The organism is Carnobacterium iners (genome assembly GCF_900177385.1).
GTDB lineage: Bacteria > Bacillota > Bacilli > Lactobacillales > Carnobacteriaceae > Carnobacterium_A > Carnobacterium_A iners.
The window spans coordinates 618,041-639,381 of sequence record NZ_FXBJ01000002.1 but is presented as its reverse complement, the minus strand read 5'-3'; the positions used below and the strand labels follow the sequence as shown (position 1 = coordinate 639,381).

12 protein-coding genes, 1 tRNA gene and 4 pseudogenes are annotated in these 21,341 nt (G+C 34.1%); 8 read left to right on the top strand and 9 right to left on the bottom strand.

The annotated features are described in order from the left end of the window. Positions 1-206: 206 nt before the first annotated feature. Positions 207-279 (bottom strand) — tRNA-Val (locus B9Y54_RS03280). A 384-nt stretch (positions 280-663) separates the two neighbouring features. Between B9Y54_RS03280 and B9Y54_RS03275 the strand changes: the two are divergent. After that, positions 664-2,199, top strand: a pseudogene (locus B9Y54_RS03275) (ClC family H(+)/Cl(-) exchange transporter). A 75-nt stretch (positions 2,200-2,274) separates the two neighbouring features. Here B9Y54_RS03275 and mnmG read toward each other — a convergent pair. Next, positions 2,275-4,164 carry a tRNA uridine-5-carboxymethylaminomethyl(34) synthesis enzyme MnmG gene (gene mnmG / locus B9Y54_RS03270; RefSeq protein ID WP_085558947.1) on the bottom strand — a complete coding sequence of 630 codons (1,890 nt, stop codon included), beginning with the start codon at positions 4,162-4,164 and terminating at the stop codon, positions 2,275-2,277. A gap of 54 nt (positions 4,165-4,218) precedes the next feature. Then, positions 4,219-5,607: a tRNA uridine-5-carboxymethylaminomethyl(34) synthesis GTPase MnmE gene (gene mnmE, locus B9Y54_RS03265; RefSeq protein ID WP_085558946.1), complete on the bottom strand. Its 1,389-nt coding sequence runs from the start codon at positions 5,605-5,607 to the stop codon at positions 4,219-4,221. A 912-nt stretch (positions 5,608-6,519) separates the two neighbouring features. Here mnmE and B9Y54_RS03260 point away from each other — a divergent pair. The 3 genes and pseudogenes from B9Y54_RS03260 to treR all read left to right on the top strand — a co-directional run bounded on the left by B9Y54_RS03260 (position 6,520) and on the right by treR (position 9,039). Next, on the top strand, positions 6,520-7,251 hold the full coding sequence (locus B9Y54_RS03260) for a 3D domain-containing protein (protein WP_085558945.1): 732 nt from the start codon (positions 6,520-6,522) through the stop codon (positions 7,249-7,251). 179 nt (positions 7,252-7,430) lie between these two features. Continuing rightward, positions 7,431-8,194, top strand: a pseudogene (locus tag B9Y54_RS03255) (IS5 family transposase). Between the two features lie 119 nt (positions 8,195-8,313). Next, entirely contained in the window at positions 8,314-9,039 is a 726-nt protein-coding gene (treR, locus tag B9Y54_RS03250; RefSeq protein ID WP_085558944.1) for a trehalose operon repressor, read from the top strand. A gap of 46 nt (positions 9,040-9,085) precedes the next feature. Here the strand turns inward: treR and treC are convergent, their stop codons facing one another. Together treC and treP are read right to left on the bottom strand one after the other, a co-directional pair. After that, on the bottom strand, positions 9,086-10,753 hold the full coding sequence (gene treC / locus B9Y54_RS03245; protein WP_085558943.1) for an alpha,alpha-phosphotrehalase: 1,668 nt from the start codon (positions 10,751-10,753) through the stop codon (positions 9,086-9,088). 22 nt (positions 10,754-10,775) lie between these two features. Continuing rightward, positions 10,776-12,293, bottom strand: a complete 1,518-nt coding sequence (treP, locus tag B9Y54_RS03240; RefSeq protein ID WP_085558942.1) for a PTS system trehalose-specific EIIBC component — start codon at positions 12,291-12,293, stop codon at positions 10,776-10,778. Positions 12,294-12,432: 139 nt separating this feature from the next. Here treP and B9Y54_RS03235 point away from each other — a divergent pair. Continuing rightward, a pseudogene (locus B9Y54_RS03235) lies at positions 12,433-14,096 on the top strand (adenine deaminase C-terminal domain-containing protein). Next, positions 14,093-15,354, top strand: a pseudogene (locus B9Y54_RS13125) (amidohydrolase). The pseudogenes B9Y54_RS03235 and B9Y54_RS13125 overlap by 4 nt, the downstream one beginning before the upstream one ends. 172 nt (positions 15,355-15,526) lie before the next feature. Here B9Y54_RS13125 and jag read toward each other — a convergent pair. The 4 genes from jag to rpmH all read right to left on the bottom strand — a co-directional run bounded on the left by jag (position 15,527) and on the right by rpmH (position 17,780). After that, a complete protein-coding gene (jag, locus tag B9Y54_RS03225; protein WP_085558941.1) occupies positions 15,527-16,303 on the bottom strand; it encodes an RNA-binding cell elongation regulator Jag/EloR in 777 nt (258 codons plus the stop codon). 43 nt (positions 16,304-16,346) lie between these two features. Continuing rightward, positions 16,347-17,180 carry a membrane protein insertase YidC gene (yidC, locus tag B9Y54_RS03220; RefSeq protein ID WP_085558940.1) on the bottom strand — a complete coding sequence of 278 codons (834 nt, stop codon included), beginning with the start codon at positions 17,178-17,180 and terminating at the stop codon, positions 16,347-16,349. 36 nt (positions 17,181-17,216) lie between these two features. Beyond that, positions 17,217-17,555: a ribonuclease P protein component gene (rnpA, locus tag B9Y54_RS03215; RefSeq protein ID WP_085558939.1), complete on the bottom strand. Its 339-nt coding sequence runs from the start codon at positions 17,553-17,555 to the stop codon at positions 17,217-17,219. 90 nt (positions 17,556-17,645) lie between these two features. Then, positions 17,646-17,780 carry a 50S ribosomal protein L34 gene (gene rpmH / locus B9Y54_RS03210; RefSeq protein WP_085558938.1) on the bottom strand — a complete coding sequence of 45 codons (135 nt, stop codon included), beginning with the start codon at positions 17,778-17,780 and terminating at the stop codon, positions 17,646-17,648. 745 nt (positions 17,781-18,525) lie between these two features. Between rpmH and dnaA the strand changes: the two genes are divergently transcribed. Then, positions 18,526-19,863: a chromosomal replication initiator protein DnaA gene (gene dnaA / locus B9Y54_RS03205; protein WP_085558937.1), complete on the top strand. Its 1,338-nt coding sequence runs from the start codon at positions 18,526-18,528 to the stop codon at positions 19,861-19,863. A gap of 266 nt (positions 19,864-20,129) precedes the next feature. Beyond that, the gene (dnaN, locus tag B9Y54_RS03200) at positions 20,130-21,272 is read left to right on the top strand and encodes a DNA polymerase III subunit beta (protein WP_085558936.1); all 1,143 of its coding nucleotides are present in this window, start codon (positions 20,130-20,132) and stop codon (positions 21,270-21,272) included. Positions 21,273-21,341 lie beyond the last annotated feature (69 nt).

The following is a 21,341-nucleotide window of genomic DNA, read 5'->3' as shown; positions in this document are numbered from 1 at the left end:
TTCTCCTTTAAGCTTTTAGTAAATTATAACATATCTCATTTGATTAGACTGTTTTAAAGATTTTAAAAATTACTTAGCCTAAATCCTATTACTAAAATGCTAGTCATTATTTGTCAATAAGTAGATAGACAGTCAAAAAAAAGCCCTATAGCGTGATAGGATGTTAAACCTATCAACGTTATAGAACTTTTATTTAATTAACAGTATGGTCCCAACTGGGCTCGAACCAGCGACCCCTACCTTGTCGAGGTAGTGCTCTCCCAACTGAGCTATGGAACCTACATTTATATCAAATTCTATCTTAATATAACTTTGCTAGTTTTATTATAAGCTAGTGCTTGATTTAAGTAAAGCTTTTAAAAAATTCTCTGCTTTTTTTTGTCTAGAAAAGTTCTTGCTTTTTTTGATTTAAATCTTTTCTTTCTAATCTTTCTACTAAACCTCTTCTATTATATTCTATTTAGTATAAAATTAAGAAATTACTTTTATTTTATATTTTTACGCAAAAAACTTTTAATCTAGTTGTTACATTTGCTTTTAATTTCCAATTATTTATTTACATTAACTCTCTTCGTTTACTATCCATCTTGTTTCTCCTCGCTTAAAAGGTGTAGTATAGATGAGTGAGATTTAAAATATATTTTAGAAAAGGAAGTTTAAAGCATGAAAAGATTGTTCACTGCGCTTAAAGATCGACGAATTCGATACATCACTAAAGGTATAGTAGTTGGGGTGTTGGTAGGCTTCCTCGTAAGTTTATTTCGTTTAGGTGTAGAAATCATTTTTAAAAATATTATTCTCTTATATAAATTTTTCCATTCAAATCCTCTATGGTTGATTCCATGGGTGGTTATTTCCATTGTTATTGCAATTGTTATTGGTTTACTTGTAAAAAGCGATTCAAATATTAAAGGAAGTGGTATTCCTCAAGTAGAAGGTCAAGTTCAAGGAATTATCCATATTGAGTGGTGGTCCGTCTTATGGAAAAAATTCATCGGCGGACTATTAGCTATTGGATCTGGACTTTTTCTTGGTAGAGAAGGTCCTTCTATTCAGTTAGGAGCTTCAGTAGGGTTGGGTGTCAGTAAACTAACAAAAGGAGATGAAACAGAAGAGAAAATTTTATTATCAAGTGGTGCTGGTGCTGGTTTGGCAGCTGCCTTTAATGCGCCCATCGCAGGCTTAATGTTTATCTTAGAAGAGGTCCATCACAACTTCTCCCCCTTAGTTGCGATAACAACGTTTACTTCAGCAATTGTTGCCAACTTCGTCTCTTTAACTATTTTTGGTTTAACTCCTATATTAGACATCGGAGCAGTTACGTCTTTGCCACTTAAATATTATAGTTATTTACCATTATTAGGAATCATTCTCGGTTTTGGAGGCTGAGTTTACAATAAGGTCTTATTGGATGTCCTTCCAAAATTTTATCAATTATTCCCCTTTATTCCTAAACATTTTAATTCAGTTATCCCACTTTTACTAGTAATCCCAATCGGCTATTTTTTACCAGAATTAATGGGAGGTGGAAGTGGTATTATTACGCAATTAGCAGATTGGAATTTATCCTTGTCTGTTTTAGTTGGATTATTTATTTTTCGATTTATTTTCTCAATGATCTCTTATGGAGCTAGTCTGCCAGGGGGCATCTTCTTACCCATTTTGTCATTAGGTGCCATTATTGGTGCACTATTTGCTCAGCTCATGGTTTATTATTTTAATATGGACGGTCAGTATATCGCTCATTTTATTTTATTTGCTATGGCTGGTTACTTTACTGCCATTGGAAAAGCACCTGTAACAGCTATTTTATTAGTTACCGAAATGGTTGGAGGTTTCAATCAATTAATGCCGTTAGCTGTTGTATCATTGATAGCCTATGTGATGGCCGACTTCTTAGAAGTTAAACCAATCTACGAAAGTTTGTTAGAAAATATCATTCCAGATGACGCTAACGTAGTAGTTAGTAAACCTCACTCTTTTGTTTACACAATCGAACCTGATAGTCCTCTATCTAGAAGAACTATCGACGAAGTGCAGTGGCCTGAAGAAATTATTATCTCTTCCATGCGTAGGGGTAAAGAATACATCTTTCCTCATGGACACACCATTATTCATGTTGGTGATCATCTTATTATTACTTGTGATTTAAAGAATGCTCAGGCTATTCAACAAGCATTAAAAGAAAACAAAATTTAATCTACTAGATAAATAAGAGCCGTACATTAAATTAATCCTTAATGTACGGCTCTTATTTATGTTCTCATTTTATCCTTATACTTTTACAATTTTCCCTTGTTCTACATATACCATTAAAACTGAAATATCAGCTGGATTAACACCACTGATACGACTTGCTTGTGCAATCGTTTCGGGTTGAATGAGTGTTAAACGTTGTTTAGCTTCCGTTGCAATCCCGTTGATAGCAGAATAATCAATATTCTCAGGAATTCGTTTATTTTCCATTCTTTTTAACTTATCTACTTTTTGAATAGCTTTTTTGATATAGCCCTCATATTTTACTTGAATTTCAATTTGTTCCTCTACATCTCTAGGCCACGTTTCGTCTAATGGCGCAAATTCAAGAATATCCCAATAAGAAATCTCTGGTCTACGTAAGAAATCAAGCGCTAAAATACCATCTCTTAGTGGAGAGATATTTTTCCCTGCTAAAAACGCTTGGATATCTTCTGTTGGTTTCAATCGAATTTGACTTAAACGATTCATTTCTTGTTCTATTTGTTCTTTTTTTATAAGGAGTGCTTCGTAACGGTCTTTTGTTGCTAAACCTAGTTTATAACCTAGTTCTGTTAAACGTAAATCAGCATTATCGTGACGCAATAGCAATCGGTATTCTGCTCTTGATGTTAATAAGCGATAAGGTTCACTTGTTCCTTTCGTTACTAAATCATCGATCATGACACCAATATACCCTTCGCTACGTTTCATCACAAACGGTTCCTTGCCTTGCGTTTTAAGAACTGCGTTGATTCCAGCCATTATGCCTTGCCCAGCAGCTTCTTCATAACCTGATGTTCCGTTCATTTGTCCGGCTGTAAAGAGGTTTTCAACCGCTTTTGTTTCTAATGACGGACGCAATTGATGAGGAACAACAACATCGTACTCTATTGCGTAACCGCTTCTCATCATTTCAGCATTTTCTAGACCTTCAATGGTGTGTAAAATATCTTCTTGAACATCTTCAGGAAGCGAAGTCGATAACCCTTGGACATAAACTTCTTCTGTATGGCTGCCTTCTGGCTCTAAAAATAGTTGGTGTCTTGGTTTATCGCTGAAACGAACTACTTTATCTTCGATTGACGGACAGTATCTTGCGCCCACTCCTTCAACAATCCCGGTAAACATTGGTGCGCGGTGCAGATTTTGTTGAATTAAATCATGAGTTTTCTTATTAGTATACGTTAACCAACAAGATAATTGATCATTTAAATAAGCATTATTTGAGGTTTCATAGCTAAAATGATTTACTTTTGTATCACCTGGTTGTTCTGCTGTTAAGTCATAATTTATAGTAGACGCTTTAACTCTAGGTGGCGTTCCTGTTTTAAATCGATTCAGTTCAAAACCGTGCTCAATTAAATTTTCTGAAAGTTTAATCGACGGTTGAGAATTATTTGGACCTGAAGAATACTTTAGTTCTCCGATAATAATTTGTCCGCGAGAAGAAGTCCCTGCTGTTAAAATAACGGCTTTTGAACGGTAAATAGCTCCTGTATTTGTAATAATTCCTTTACAGATACCCTCTTCTATAATTAGTTCTTCTGCAATCCCTTGTTTTAACACAAGATTCTCAGTCGTTTCAATCGTACGCTTCATTTCGTTTGCGTACATAAATTTATCTGCCTGTGCACGTAAAGCTCTTACTGCTGGGCCTTTTCCGGTATTTAACATTCTCATTTGAATATACGTTTTATCGATATTGTGCCCCATTTCGCCACCAAGAGCATCTATTTCTCGAACAACTACTCCTTTAGCTGGTCCACCTAATGATGGATTACATGGCATAAAAGCAATCATGTCTAAGTTTAGAGTGATCAATAAGGTCTTGCTTCCCATTCTTGCAGAAGCTAAGGCTGCTTCAGAACCTGCATGTCCTGCTCCTACTACGATAACATCAAAGCTACCTGCTTCATATTGTTGCATCAAATCATTCCTCTCCTATTCGCGTTCCACATCAAACACAAATGTTTCATTTTATTATTTACCTAAGCAAAATTGACTAAATAATTGCGTTAATAATTCGTCTTGAACACTGTCTCCTGTAATCTCTCCAAGCAACTCCCAAGAACGAGTCATATCTATTTGAACAAGATCAACGGGCATTCCTGATTCAATTCCAGTAATAACATCGTCTAAAGCAGATTCTGCATCATTTAATAAAGCAATATGCCTTACATTAGAAACATAAGTTGCATCTTTTTCACCAGTTTCACCTGCAAAAAATAAGTTAGCGATTTTTTCTTCAAGTATATCTATCCCCGATTTAGTTAAAATAGACGTTTTGACAATCGAATCAGGATCGACTAACGATTCTAGTTTTGTTAAATTTAATTGATTAGGTAGATCCATTTTATTTAAAATAACAATCCGATGATTTTGATCGGTTGCTTTTATTAATAAATTATCTTCTTCAGTCAATTTTTCATTTTGGTTAAATACTAGTAACACTAAATCTGCATTTGCCAACGCTTGGCGACTTTTTTCCACGCCAATTCGTTCTACGATATCTTCTGTTTCACGTATTCCTGCAGTATCTACTAATTTTAAAGGAACTCCTCTTACATTTACATATTCTTCAATAACATCACGAGTCGTTCCAGCAATTTCGGTTACTATCGCTTTTTCTTCTTGTAATAAGAAATTCAATAAACTAGATTTCCCTACATTAGGTCGACCAATAATTGCTGTAGCTAAACCTTCTCTTAAGATTTTTCCTTGACTGGCCGTTTGCAGTAAGTGTTGGATTTGAATCTTTACCATCTTCGCTTTTTCAACTAATAGTTTAGACGTCAGTGTTTCTACATCATCGTATTCAGGATAATCGATATTAACTTCTACTTGGGCAAGGGTGTCTAGAATATCGGAGCGCAGGTTTCTAATTAACGTTGATAAGTTGCCATCAAGTTGTTGTAAAGCAACATGCATCGCTCTATCTGTCTTAGCTCTTATTAAATCCATCACCGCTTCTGCTTGTGATAAATCAATCCGTCCATTTAAGAAAGCTCTTTTAGTAAACTCTCCTGGCTCAGCTAAACGCGCACCAAATTGAAGAACAACTTGTAACACCTGATTAACTGATGTAATCCCACCATGACAGTTTATTTCAACGACGTCTTCACGTGTAAAGGTTTTAGGAGCTCGCATTACTGAAATCATTACTTCATCAACTATTTTACCTGTCTTTGGGTTTTCAATATGCCCATAATGAAGTGTATGACTTTTTTGTTCTATTAATTTTTTTGTACCGGACTTATAAACACGGTCAGCAATGGTTAGTGCCTCTTCTCCACTTAGACGAACAATCCCTATCGCACCTTCTCCTGGTGGTGTTGAAATAGCTGCTATTGTTTCAAATTCTAATGACAAACTCCTTCACTCCTTTTTAATTTTTTGCACGAAAAAAGCGCCCACTCCACCCATTTGTTGAAATCAAATGGAATGGATAAAGCACTTTGACTACTTTTATCATTCAGATAAATTTATATTTAGTTATATTTTTAGGTAATCACTGTTCCGTTTAGACTATACAAGTTCTCTAACTATTTGTCAATAACTTAGCTACAAAAAATAGTGATTATCGTCTTTTCCAATTTCTAAGCTAACTATTCATTAGGTTTTTTTCGAACGTTTTTTTATCTTTCTACTATCTATACGTTCGTTTATATTTAGTCTGATTATACGTTCGTTTATATTTAGTCTGATAAATTCTGTGCATTCGGGATATGTAGTCTAATAAATCCGTTTATTAAGTAGCTATTTCAAGAAATAGCTACTTATTTTAACCATTCTTTACTCCTTATTGTCTAGTTATCTTGTATTACAATCGTTTCGTTGTTTATACTAAATAACTATGATTTTCATCTATTTAACTGATTTTATTAACTACATATTTGAATTTTTTAGTGGTTAAGATATCAAAATCTGTCGTTTTTTATCATAAAAGACTTTTTATTTTACAAATAAATCAAACCTATGTCTAAAAAATTACAAAGAAAGCTCTTTCTTACAAAAAAACTGAATTTTTTCTTTTTTTTGTAAACTTCTAGCTAAATAATACAAACAGGATAAGAAAATATAACGATTGAGCTTTTTTCTTTATTTTATGTTTATTCATGGTAGGATAGCAAATGTTGAAGGGATAACCCCTTCGTTTAAGTAATAGAGACAAATGATTATTAGATAAATCATTCTTAAAACTACAGTCACTTCCTCTTACTACATGTAGTCAAAAATGATTCACTACTACTAAAGAAAACAAAAAAAGGAGATTAAATCAATATGTTTAACTTAAAATCAAAATTATTTATCGCTAGTACAACTCTAGCACTGACTGGTGTTATAGCTGTTTCAAATCCAATAGAAGCATCAGCAGCAGAATACAATGCTTCAACATGGGAAGCACGTTCCGTTTCTGAAATCAAAGAAAGTATTAAAAACAATGAAGATGGTAGTTCTGAATACACTATCCAATGGGGAGACACTCTTTCTTCCGTTGCATCTGCAACGGAGACTTCTCTTGATTCTTTAATCAATGTTAACGATATTAACAATGCTAACATCATTTATACGGGAAATACGATTTCTTTATCTGCAGATCATTCAACTGTTACCATTGAAAAAGAAGACAAAAAAGTTAGTTACAATGTAACTCCAGAAAAAGATGTCGTTGAAGTAGAAACTCCAAAACAAGAAGCTCCTATAGAAAAGCCTACTCAACAAACGACAGGACAAACCATTGCTGTTCAAGCAACGGCATATTCAACTAATCAACCCGAGTTAAGCGATACAACTGCAACAGGGATTAACTTGAATGTTAATCCTAATGTTATCGCCGTCGATCCAAACTTCATTCCGCTAGGTTCTACTGTTACTATTCCGGGATATGGAACATTTATTGCTGGAGATACAGGTAGTGCCATTCAAGGAAATCGTATTGATATTCATATGACTGACCTTAATCGAGCAATTAACTTCGGTAGACAAACATTGAATGTCCAAGTTTCTAAATAATAATTATCTTATTTATGAATCGTTAGTCATTCTGTCAGACACTATCTAAAAAAAAATCTTCTGAGATATAAAAGCTTGTGCTTTTATATCTCGGGAGATTTTTTTAGACTAGAACGTGTTTGAAAACTGACTACTAACCTAATTTCTAGTATAATAAAAGAAAAACAGGAGTGAACATCATGAGTATCGAATGGTATAAATTAACTGATGAGCAATGGAATCAAATGAAAAATCTCTTTCCACCGTATCGCACTGGTAGACCGCCAAAAAACATTCGCATCATGTTCAATGCTATTTTATGAATCGCTAGAAGTGGCGCCGCATGGCGCGACCTCCCTAAAGAACGTTGCGGATCACGGAAAATCGTTTACGGTCGATTTTACTTATGGCGTGATACGAATTTACTAGACTCTCTTTTTATAGCTTTGAATAGTGAGGCCGATTACGAAAATTTAAGTATCGGTTTAACCGTTTTAACAGCGCATCAATAGAATGCTAGTGCAAAAAAAAGGAGCTAATTTCTGCGATTTCGCAACTTATTGGTAAAAGCAATGGTGGGCACACGACAAAAATCCATGTTGTCGTTGATGGCTTAGGGAATCCGTTGTATTTCCAACTATCTGGTGGCAATCTCCATGATAGTGTTATCGCGATTGAAGTGCTTGATCCTGTTACGATAAAAGGCAGTAATATCATTGGTGATTGTGCTTGCGGCTCATTGGCTATTCGGACTTATGTTGGTGATCACGATACGACCTACACCATTCCACCAAAGAAAAAGACGAAAAAATCTTGGGCTGTTGATTGGTGATTGTATAAAGAGCGTCATCTGATGGAGTGTTTTTTTAATAAGTTAAAAAATTTCCGCCCTATTATGACTCGTTACGATAAACTCGCAACGTCGTACTTAGCCTTTGTTTATAGCGCTGCTATTTTTTCTTAGCAAAATAGTTTTCAAACATGCCCTAACTAATATTCTAAAAAATTCGTTCGTTTTAGCTCATTTTACTACTAAATATGCTAAACTAGATAAGGAACATAAGGAATGAGAGGTCTTTTACTGTGAACAAATTTAACGAGATATCTTTAGAAATTCAAGCCGCTATTATTAATCAAATTTATTTACCTGGAGATCTTTTACCTAGTGAGAACGAACTATCAAAAAAACACGAAGTTTCTCGTGAAACCATTCGAAAAGCACTATCTTTACTGTTAGAAAATGGGTATATCCAGAAACAGCAAGGTAAAGGTTCTATTGTTTTAGATATAAAGCGTTTTGATTTTCCAATCTCTGGTTTAACTAGTTATAAAGAATTGCAAACTGCTCAACATATAAATAGCCAAACGATTGTCTCTTCAAATATTAAAATGAACTTACCAAGTTCTTTAGCTGAGCGTCTGAGGCTACCAGAGAGCACTCAAGTCATTTATATAGAAAGACAGCGCAAAGTCGATGGCGAAGTCGTTATTTTAGACAAAGATTATCTTTTAACCTCTGTTATTTCTGATATGCCAAACAAAGCAGCCCAAGATTCTTTGTATAGTTATATTGAAAATGAGTTAGGTTTAGTAATCAGTTACGCACAAAAAGAAATAATCGTTGAACTAGCTACTTCTGAAGACCAACGTTTAATGAATTTATACGATGATACACACGTAGTCGTTGTCCGTAGCGATGTTTATTTGGAAGATACGACTTTGTTTCAATATACAGAATCAAGGCATCGTTTAGACCGGTTTCGTTTCGTAGATTTTGCCCGTCGTAAAAATCCAAACGAGCCTAAATAAAAACAATAAAAGACACCTCATACTAAAAGGTGTCTTTTATTGTTTTTTACTTATTGCTTTTATCGTTAAAATAAAATGCTACTGTTTCGTATGGCTCCATTATAAATTGAGAAGTTAACTCACGTTTTTTTCCATTTCCGATTAGATAACTCATTTGTCCATTTAAGAATTCTTCAGGAATCTCAACATCAACAGGTTGACCATAAAAATGATTTAAAACCAGTAATTGTTGCCCTTCGTATTCTCTCACGTAAGCATAAACACTTGTATGCTCCAACAAGATGCCTCGATAATTTCCTTCTGAAATAACTTTCATTTCTTTACGTAACTGAATTAATTTTTTATAATACGATAAAATATTTCCTGTCGCTTCTTCTTTTTCTACATTAATTTGACGGTAATTATCTGCTACCTTTAACCAGGGGTGGCCTGTGGTAAAACCAGCATTATCTTCATCAGACCACTGCATAGGAGTACGACTGTTGTCTCTAGATTTTTCTTTGATAATAGCCATTGTCACTTTTGATGATAAGCCTTTATCAATCAATTCGGCATAAGCATTGTGTGTTTCTATATCGACATAATCAGCTAGCTCTGAAAAACCAGGATTTGTCATACCTATTTCTTCACCTTGATAAATATAGGGCGTTCCTCTTAATAAATGAATCGTTTGAGCTTGTACAGTTGCTGACTCATAAAAGTAATTCTCAGGATCCCCAAAACGACTAATGGCACGAGGCTGATCATGGTTATTCCAAAACAATGCATTCCAACCACTTTTTTCTGTCATACCTGTTTGCCAATCATTTAATAAACGTTTGAGCTCCATAAAGTCAAAAGGCATCAGACTCCATTTTTCACTGTCTAAATAATCTACTTTTAAATGATGAAAGCTAAATAGCATAGATAACTCTTCATTTTCAGGATTTGAATAGGCTGCTCCATTTTCAATAGTAGTAGAAGACATCTCCCCAACCGTCATAATCGCTTCTTTTCTTCCAAATGTTTTTTTATTTAACTCATGGATATACTCATGTGCTATTGGCCGATCCGTATACAACGATTTCCCTACACCATCTCGGGCATCAATTAATTCTTCATCTTTTCCAATAACATTAATGACGTCAAATCGAAAACCAGTTACACCTTTATCTAGCCAAAAATTTACAACTTTAAACATTTCTTCTCTAACATCAGGATTACGCCAGTTTAAATCTGCTTGCGAGACATCATATAAATGGAGGTATTCCTTTCTTGTATCACCAAACGGTTCCCAAGCTGGGCCACCAAATTTAGATACCCAGTTAGTCGGGTGGTTTCCGTCTGATTTCGGTTCACGTAACAAATAATAATCTTGATACTTTTTTTCTCCTGCTAGTGCTTTTTGAAACCACTCATGATCAATAGATGTGTGATTCAAAACCATATCTAACATGATTTCCATCTGATTTTTTTTTGCTTCTTCTACGAGCACTTCGAAGTCTTCCATCGTTCCAAATAAAGGATCAATCTCAGTATAATGAGAAATATCATAGCCATTATCTTTTTGAGGGGAAGAAAAGAATGGATTAATCCAAAGCATATCCACTCCCAAACTGGCTAAATAAGGAATCTTTTCAATAATTCCTTTTAAATCACCAATCCCATCACCATTTGAGTCTTTAAAAGATTTGGGGTAGATTTGATATACGACTTTTTCATGAAACGCAGTCACTTTTATTCCTACTTTCTTTTACTTATTTACCTAATTCTGGTTCAGTAACAATTGCTTGTTCTGTTTGATCTGATTTATTAAAAATATTGTACTTACGGAAAACAATCGTCAAGACAAAAGGTACCACGATTGCGATGCCCATACAAATAATGAAGATAAACCAGTATTCATTTTGAATAGAAAGAAGCCCTGGTAATCCACCTACTCCAATTGAATTAGCTGTGACGTTAAATATTGTTGAAATCATTCCAGCAATACCAGAACCAATCATTGCTGCTACGAAAGGATAGATATATTTAATGTTAATTCCGAACATCGCTGGTTCTGTTACACCTAGATAACAAGAAATAGCTGCTGGAATAGAAATTTGCTCTTCTTTTTTATCACCACGATGTAAGAAAATAATCGCTAATACAGCTGAACCTTGTGCAATATTTGATAAAGCAATCATTGGCCATAGATTTGTCCCACCAAAGTCAGCAACCAACTGTAAATCAATAGCATTTGTCATATGGTGCAACCCTGTAATAACTAGCGGTGAGTACAAGAATCCAAATAACGCACCGAATAACCAGTTTACTGAACTGCCTAAACCAGCGTAAACTAAACTTGAAACCCAACCTCCAATAACCCAACCAATCGGTCCTAAAACCGTATGAGCAATCAACACTGTTGGTACTAAAGCAAAGAATGGAACAAATATCATTGATATCGCTTGTGGTACAATTTTTCTTAATCCTAACTCTAAATAAGCTAATAAGAATCCTGCAAGCATCGCTGGAAGAACTTGAGCTTGGTACCCAATCATATCAATTTGGAAAAAACCAAAATCCCAAAAAGGAACATCTGCTGCTGCAGTTCCGGCTACACCGTAAGCATTCAATAATTGTGGTGAAACCAATGTGATACCTAAAACGATTCCTAAAATTTGAGTGGTTCCCATTTTTTTAGCAATACTCCAAGTGATTCCTACTGGTAAGAAGTGAAAAATCGCTTCACCAATTAACCATAAGAAACCATTTACACCATTCCAAAATTGACTAACATCAACAATTCGATTATAAATCGGAGCTCCTGCATCAGTAAATTGAGCCATTCCATCGATCATAAGTTGACCTAATGACTCCATCTGGATTTCTCCTAAAATATTTCTAAATCCTAAAATTAATCCACCAACAATAATTGCGGGAATAATGGGAGTGAATATTTCTGCTAATACAGACATAGCTCGCTGAATTGGATTTTGATTTTGCTTGCTAGCTATTTTTACATCATCTTTCGATACGCCTTCTTTTCCAGAAATCTTTGTAAATTCATTATAAAAAGTAGCTACATCATTTCCAATAATAACTTGGTATTGACCTGCTTGAGTAAACGTTCCTTTGACTGCTGAAATATCTTCTATTTTCTTATTATCTGCAAGTGATGGATCGTTTAATACAAAACGCATCCGAGTGGCACAGTGACTGACTGCTGAAATATTAGCAGAACCTCCAATATATTCCAGTAATTGTTTTACATCTTGACTATAATCTGCCATTCTTTTTTTCCTCCTTATAAATAAGTTAAACCTAACTTGTATATACAAGTTGAATATATACTATTTTAAAAAATAATGCAAGCGTTTTATCTATATAAGAACTAATTACTTTAAAAAAAAGCGATAGTCTTTTTTATTTATTTCGTTTAATGTCTTTAGAAAAATTTTTGAAAAGAAAAATATAGCTCTGTCTGGTGAAAAATTTTATTTTATCAGTGAGGAAAATCTACGTTATCTTAAACCAAAAAAAATACTACATGCGAATGGAAAATATCTTATTCCAGGCTTTATTGATTGCTATATGCACATTGAAAGTTCTATGATCCCTCCTTCTATTTTCTCAGGAGCTGCTCTCTCTTATGGAATTACTACAGTTGTAGCAGATTCTCACGAAATTGCTATTGTCTTTGGACAAGCAGGAATGGAAGCCTTCATGCAAGAAAAAACCGACTTAGATATCTTTTATGCCATTCCTTCTTCTGTTCCTTCTACCACACCTCAATTGGAAACAACGGGCGGGTTAATTGAAGTAAAGGAAGTTGTGTCACTTTTAAAACACCCAAAAGTCATTGCTTTGGTTGAAGCTATGAACTTCAAAGGCATTACCGACGAACCCAACTCTTTAATCAGATAAATTTTAAAAGAAGTTCAAGATACAAAACCATTCATGCCTTTAGAAGGACACGTCCCTAATGTTTCAGGAGAAACACTAGCTAAATTTATGTTTGCTGGTCTAACAGCCGATCATACTCAGCAAACACCTGAATCGATTTTAGAAAAAGTAACAAATGGTATTTTCTTAGAATTGCAAAAAAATCGATTACTCCAGAAAATATTAAAACCATTGTAGATTATGGTCTTTATGAACACGTTGCTCTCATTACTGATGATATTATGGCGGATGATTTACTAGAGGGGCATTTGGATGCCAACGTACGTCTAGCTATTGAATGCGGCATGCCTGTAGAAGAAGCTATCTATATGACAACTTATACGCCAGCTCGTCGCATGGGCTTCCAAGACCGCGGAGCAATTGCTTCAGGCTTCTTAGCTGATTTTATACTAGTAGATGATTTAGAAAAAATAACTATCGAAAGTGTATATAAAAAAGGGAAGTGTGTTCACCAAAGAGAAAATAAAATGGCTTATCCTTCTACTAAACCTAAGTTTCCCGCCCACTTTTATGATAGCCTCCAATGTAAATCTTTGACTGCTAAAGATTTACAGATTTCAGTAGAAACGCAGCAAAATACTGTCACCTGTAATGTCATTCAAATTCAAGAAGTTGGAACATTCACTAAACATGTGCAACGAACCGTTCAAATTTGGGAAAATAGTGGCCTTTCTTTCATTATTGTCATGGAGTGTTACGGAAAGAACGGCAATATCGGTTATGGCTTAGTCGAAAATGCTCTTAAAGAAAAAGGAGCAATTGCAACAACATAGGCACATGACCACCATAATCTAATGGCAATGGGGACTTCTATAGCAGATATGCTTCGTGCACAACATCAGATAGTAAAATTAAAAGGCGGCTATGTCATCAGCAAAGAAGGGAGTTTATCTGCTAGTTGTCCCTTACCCATTGGTGGGATTCTAAGTGATAAATCTATTTATGAAGTAGGAAATCAATTGAAAGAAGTCAGACAAGCTATGGTTGATTTAGGCTATAAAAACACCAATGAAATTATGTCTTTTTCTACTCTTTCTCTGCCTGTTTCACCAAAGTTAAAACTAACTGATTTTGGAATGATGGATGTGTATACACACGCTCATGTGCCTTTAATCGAGGCAATTGAATGAAGACAGTCATTACTAATATTCATATCTTGACTATGGATGATACCTTTAGCGAATACCCCTGTGGTTATCTCCTTCTCGAAGATACACTTATTTTAGAAATAGGAGCAATGTCAACTATTCCTCCTTTATCTGATATCCAAATTATGGATGGCAAAGGAGCAATTGTTTTACCAGGAATGATTAATACTCATACCCATATTGGGATGATTCCGTTTCGTTCATTGGGTGACGATACACCTGATCGATTGACTCGTTTCTTATTTCCTTTAGAGCAGGCTTGTATGACAAAAGAATTAGCTTGTCATAGCGGGAAATATGCGATTGCTGAAATACAGTTAGCCGGTATTACAACCTTTTTAGATATGTATTATTATGAAGATGAACTAGCACATGCAACTGATGAAATGGATGCACGCGCTATATTAGGACAAAGTATTTTAGAAAAGGCATGCGATGTAGGAGGACCATTTGTGGATTGGCTTATTCTGAACAGTTTATCGCTAAATGGCTGCATCATGATCTTATTACCCCGCTATCGCTCCTCATGCACCCTACACGAATACTAATGCCTCTTTACAAAAAGCAGCACGTATTGCCCGTAAATACGAAGTACCACTTACCATTCATTTGAGTGAAATGGATTTTGAAATGCGGAAGTATGCTAAAGAATTTAATAAAACACCTGTTGCATATTTAGCTGATTTGGCTATCTTAAATAAAAAAGTTATTGCCGCTCATGGTATATTTTTTAATGATGAAGATATTAAAATTCTTAAAGAAGCTGATGTAGCTATCGCTCATTGTATCGGTGCCAATACAAAATCTGCTAAAGGAGTTGCACCAGTACAAAAAATGATACAAGCTGGCTTGATAGTTGATGAACCTAGTTGTGGAAATACGTTAGATTTATTCATTTAAATGAAACTATTTGTTAATTTTCACAAAACGCTCTTACAAGATTGTTCTGTTTTTCCAGCTCGTAACATTGTTCGAATGGCTACTATTGGAGGTGCTGAAGTATTAGGTATGGCTAGTAAGATTGGATCTTTAAAAAAAGGTAAAAAAGCTGATTTAATTCTAGTAGAAACGAATTCAGCTAATATGTTTCCCACCTTTGATCCTTATTCTGTACTAGTATGCTAGTAACGTACAAGATGTCATGATTAAGGGAAAATAGATTGTACGCGATAAATTGCTTGTTCAACAAGATTTATCAACTTTACATCACAACCTTTCAAAGCAAATGACTGATTTTTGAAAAGTTGCTATTGAAATGGGTAAAAAAAAATAGGTAGTCAAATAAACTCCAACAGGTCTGTTAGAGTTTATTTTTTAAGACTTTATAAAGACCATTTTAACTAGTCTTATTCAAGAAATTAAAAAAAGCATCTTAAGCTTATTATGCTACTCAAGATACTCAAATAATAAATTTATTTTAACGGTTCAACAACTAAGTAACGATGTGGTTCATTGCCCTCAGAGTGTGTTGTGACACGTTTATTTTTACTTAAATAAAAATGAATTTGCTTTCTTTCAAAAGCAGGCATTGGTTCTAGAAAAACAGGTAAATTAGTACGTACAACTTTATCAGCAGTGCGTTCAGCTACATTTTTCAAACTAGCTTCACGTCGTTCACGGTAATCACCAACATTTACTATAACAGTAAATTTAGTTTTAGCCTGTTGATACAACAAAACCTGCGCGAGCGATTGCAAAGCATTTAAAATTCTACCATGTTTGCCGATCATCAAACCAGCATTCTCAGTATGGATATGAAAAACTACTTGTCGATCAGATAAATTAACATCAGTTGTGACCGTCGTTTCAATTCCCATTTTACTAGAAATATCTACTAAATAATCAGAAACTAATTGTAAAGCTTTATCATCATCTTGAACAACTTGATTTTTTGACATATCACTCTCATCTGTCTCTTCTTCTAACTTTCGGGCTCTTATTGTTGTATCTCCCGTTAGTGTTTCAGAATACCCTTGAGTAGATGTCTTTTTTTGTTCATTCGTTTTTTCTTCATCAACTAAGCGTTTTTCTACTATAACTATTGCGTATTTTTTACCAAATCCAAAGATACCTTTCTTTCCTTCAGTAACAATCTCAATAGAAGCATTTTCTTTATTGATACCTAAAATTTCTAATCCTTTTTGAATGGCTTCTGCTGTTGTTGCTGCTTGAGCTGTGTACTTATCCATCTGTTTATCCTCCGTTCTATCTTTTGTTAAACGATAGTAAAGATTATTTCTTTTTCTTTTTCTTTTTCGGATTTAACGCTTTTTCTAACGTACGTTGACGGTCACGTTCAATTTGAAGTTTCCCTTCACGTTCTTTTATAATTTTAAATGGATTATTTAAAAGCAACGTTTGACCAACAGAGAACGCATTTCCTACTACCCAATACAAAGATAAAGCACTAGGCAACGTGATACCCATAAATAAGATTAAAGCCGGCATCATGTACATCATTGATGACATCGCTGGATTTGATTCTGCTTGGCTCATAGTAGATAGTTTAGTTGTGGCATAAGTTAAAACAGCTGCTACAATTGGTAGTATAAAAATTGGATCTGGCCTACCTAAATTCAACCACAAGAAACTACCCGAACGCAATTCTTCAGTACGACTAATAGCTTGATACAATCCCATTAAAAGTGGCATTTGAATGACTAAAGGCAAACAACCAGCAGCTGGATTTACTCCTGCCTCAGAATAAAGTTTAGACGTTTCTTCTTTCAATTTGCCTTGTGTTTCAGCATCTTTAGAAGAATATTTAGCTTGTAAAGCTTTCAATCGAGGCTGTATTTCACTCATTTTACGCGTACTTTTAGTTTGTCCATGCATTAAGGGCAATAAAACGATTCTAATTAATAAAGTAAAGACTATAATTCCTAGTCCATAGCTTCCACTAAATAAATCTGACAACCAAATAATCACACGTGAAAAATTTAATACAATATATCGATCCCAGAAACCTGTGCTGTCCGCATTGATAGGCGCGGTTCCGCAGCCGACTAGTACAACAGCCAGCAAAACAGTTCCGAGCAAAAGAAGTAATCGCTTACGGTTTTTCATCGTTTTCCCTCCACATTCTATATATAAAAAAATAAGCTAATCTAACATCTTAGCCAATTTCAAAACGTGAATCAAACTTTTTTTAGTTTCTTTTACTGACATATCTGCCGCTGGTTTGCGGGCGATGACAATAAAATCTTTCTCCGTTTTTAATTTAGGCTTTAATTCTGTTAAGCTTTGTCGTATTTTTCTTTTAACGCTATTTCTAACGACAGCATTTCCAATTTTTTTTCCAACAGATAATCCTACGCGAAAATGGGGCTGCTCTTTTTTGTCTAATATATATAGAACAAACTGTCGATTGGCTGTCGATTTTCCGTTATGAAAAACTTTTTGGAAATCTGATTCTTTTTTGACACGATAGGCTTTTCTCATTCAAATAACCTCTCATCTCTTTTTCTTAAACTACTCTTTTCAAAATTAATAAAAAAAAAGAAAAAAAAGACCACTGAAACGTTCAGTGATCTATGCACACAATGATTTTCTGCCTTTACGGCGTCTACTTTGCAATACATTACGTCCATTTTTTGTACTCATACGTTTACGGAAGCCATGCAATTTTTGACGTTTACGTTTTTTAGGTTGGTAAGTTCTTTTCATTCGTAATACACCTCCTACGATAACTATCTCTCATTAATTTTTTATCAGTATAAGACAGTTTTAATTTTATGACAACGAAATAAAAATAGTCCTATCAAAATTAAGAACTTCTTATTTTCAATCATTCACTTCAACATGATAGCATAAATAAAAAAAATAAGAAACCTTCTTTTCATATTTCCACTGAATTTTTTTTACTATTTATTGAGTTTAATTTATTTAACCTACAATTTCTTTAATTCTTTTTATAAAAAGACACTCTATTTAGTCATTATGGGCAATCTAAGCAGCTAGTAAATAATAGCTGTTTTTACTTATAACAAGCAGCTATAACTAAAATCTTATAGTCGCTCACCTTGTATTTTCTATCAGTAAAAAGATATCCACAATCCATTTTTATTATCCACATGTTCCAGTATAACTTTTTTTTGTGATTTTATTAAATTTAAGTTACAATATAGTTATCCACAAATGAACAGCCTGTGTATATGATGCTGCCTGGAATCTAATAGTTCTGTGGATAACCTTTTAAAACGTTATTAAATCAATCTTCAGAAAGATATTTTATCCACTTTTAGCCTTATAAGTGGTGGAAAAAATATAGTTGTTAACAGTTTTTTCTAGCCTGTGGATAACTGTATCTACAGGCTAGGTATAAATATTTAACAGGTTTAAACTATCTGTGGAAAACTTTTTATTAACGTGCTAAAATGAAACAGACATATTTATAAAGGAGGTTCTCTGTTTGGATGATTTACAATCTCTATGGAATTTTTTAAAGGAAAAATTTAAAGAGTCATTATCAAAGGTCAGTTACGATACATGGATTGAAAGTGCCAATCCGATTCGTATAACTGAAAATAATATTATTATTGAAGTTCCATCCTCTTTACATAAAGAGTATTGGGAAAATAATTTAGCTACTCGTATTGTTGAAAATATTTATGAATACTCTAGTCGCGAGATCTCACCGCTATTTGTTATAAAGAACGAACAAGAAAATTCCAATCATAATGGAAGGCAACAAAGTCAAACTTTGATACAAAAAAATTCCTTTAGAAAAGATATTCAATTAAACGATAAATATACATTTGATACTTTCGTTATTGGTAAAGGCAACCAAATGGCTCATGCTGCTGCATTAGTCGTTGCAGAAGAACCAGGAACCATCTATAATCCCTTATTTTTCTATGGTGGCGTTGGATTAGGAAAAACACATTTAATGCATGCTATTGGACACCAAATGTTGCTGCTCGATCCAGACGCAAAAGTGAAGTATGTAAGTAGTGAGACATTTGCAAATGATTTTATTAACTCAATCCAAAATAAGACACAAGAAAAATTCAGAAACGAATACCGCAGTGTTGACTTGTTATTGGTTGATGATATCCAGTTCTTTGCAGATAAAGAAGGAACACAAGAAGAATTCTTTCATACCTTTAATGCCTTATATGATGATCGTAAACAGATTGTCTTGACCAGTGATCGACTACCTAATGAGATTCCTAAATTACAAGAACGATTAATTTCACGTTTTGCTTGGGGCTTATCTGTAGACATTACTCCACCTGATCTTGAAACACGCATTGCGATTTTGAGAAAAAAAGCAAATGCAGAACGGTTAGAGATTCCTGATGATACCTTAAGTTATATTGCTGGACAAATTGATTCTAATATTCGTGAATTAGAAGGAGCTTTAGTACGGGTTCAAGCCTTCGCAGCTATCGAAAATCGTGATATCACAACTAGCCTCGCAGCAGATGCTCTAAAAAGTATGCTTCCTTCAAACAAACCAAATATCTTGTCTATTTTAGATATTCAAAACGTTGTCTCTAAGTATTATCAAATTTCATTAACGGATTTAAAAGGTAAAAAGCGCGTTAAAGCGATTGTTTTACCTAGACAAATTGCTATGTTCCTTTCACGCGAATTGACTGCAAACTCTTTACCAAAAATCGGTGCTGAGTTTGGTGGAAAAGATCACACCACCGTTATTCATGCCTACGAAAAAATCAATCGTGCCATTACAAAAGATTATCAATTAAAACAAGATATAGAAGAAATAAAAAATAAACTAAACTAACTTTCAAGAATAACCATCCTTTTTTCTTACATTATTTTGAACGAAAGAAATGATAGTTAGCTATTTTTTTCTTGTTCATCAACAAAACAGATTTATTAACATGTGTATAACTGCTAAAGTTGTACTCGTTTTTTCCACAAGTTATCCACATGTGTAAAACCTTGTTGTGTTTAGGCTCAACTTACTTACCAACAGTATCCACAGGCCCTACTACTATTACTAAAGATCTTATTAAATTAATTAACTATATTTTGGAGGTTTATTCAATGAAATTTACAATAAAAAGAAGCGCATTTTTGAAAAGTATGGCTGACGTTCAGAGAGCCATTTCTTCGAGAACAACTATTCCCATTTTGACCGGAATAAAAATTGTAGCAAATGAAGAAGGAATTACGTTAACTGGTAGTGATTCAGATATCTCTATAGAAACATTTATTCCAATATCAGATGAATCCAATACTTTAATCATTGAAAAAACCGGTAGCATCGTATTGCAAGCCCGTTTCTTTAGTGAAATTGTAAAAAAATTACCTGAAGAAACAATGGAAATAGAAGTTCTTGATCATTTTCAGACATTAATTACTTCAGCAAGTGCTTCATTTACTATTAATGGCTTAGATGCAAATAACTATCCTCATTTACCAGTGATTGACACAAATGAATCTTTTCATTTACCAGTAGGCTTATTTAAACAAGTAATAGGGCAAACCGTGATTGCTGTCTCTACTCATGAAAGCAGACCAATCCTAACAGGAATCAATATGGTCATTGAAAACGGGCAAATTTTAGCTGTTGCTACAGACAGCCATAGGTTAAGTCAAAGAATTATTCCTTTAGAAATGACTGAAGAACAAGCTGGGAAAAAATACAACGTTATTATTCCAGGTAAAAGTTTAATTGAATTGTCTCGTACTCTGGATGATAATTCTGAGACAATTGAATTAACGATTGCCGAAAATCAGGTTTTATTTAAAACAGAAAATATGTTTTTCTACTCTCGCTTGCTGGAAGGCTATTATCCAGATACGAAACGCTTGATACCTGAAACATCAGTAGCAGAAATCGAATTTAACGCAAATACGTTATTAGGTGCAATTGAAAGAGCATCTTTGCTTTCACATGAAGGGAAAAATAATGTTGTTAAAATCACAATTAATCCAGACTTAGTTGAAATTTCAGGGAATTCACCAGATATAGGCAATGTTCAAGAAGAATTAGATTATATATCTGTTAGTGGTGATCCAATTGAGCTATCATTTAATCCAGATTATATGAAGGATGCCTTAAGAACCTTTGGGCAGACAACAATTAAAATTAAATTTACTTCACCTGTTAGACCGTTTATTTTAGTACCAAGTGAAAATGATCAAACCTTTATTCAATTGATTACTCCTGTTCGTACATTTTAATAAATAAAAACGACTTTTCTGAATTATCAGGAGAGTCGTTTTTTGTTGAATCATTCAAAAACAGGTTTA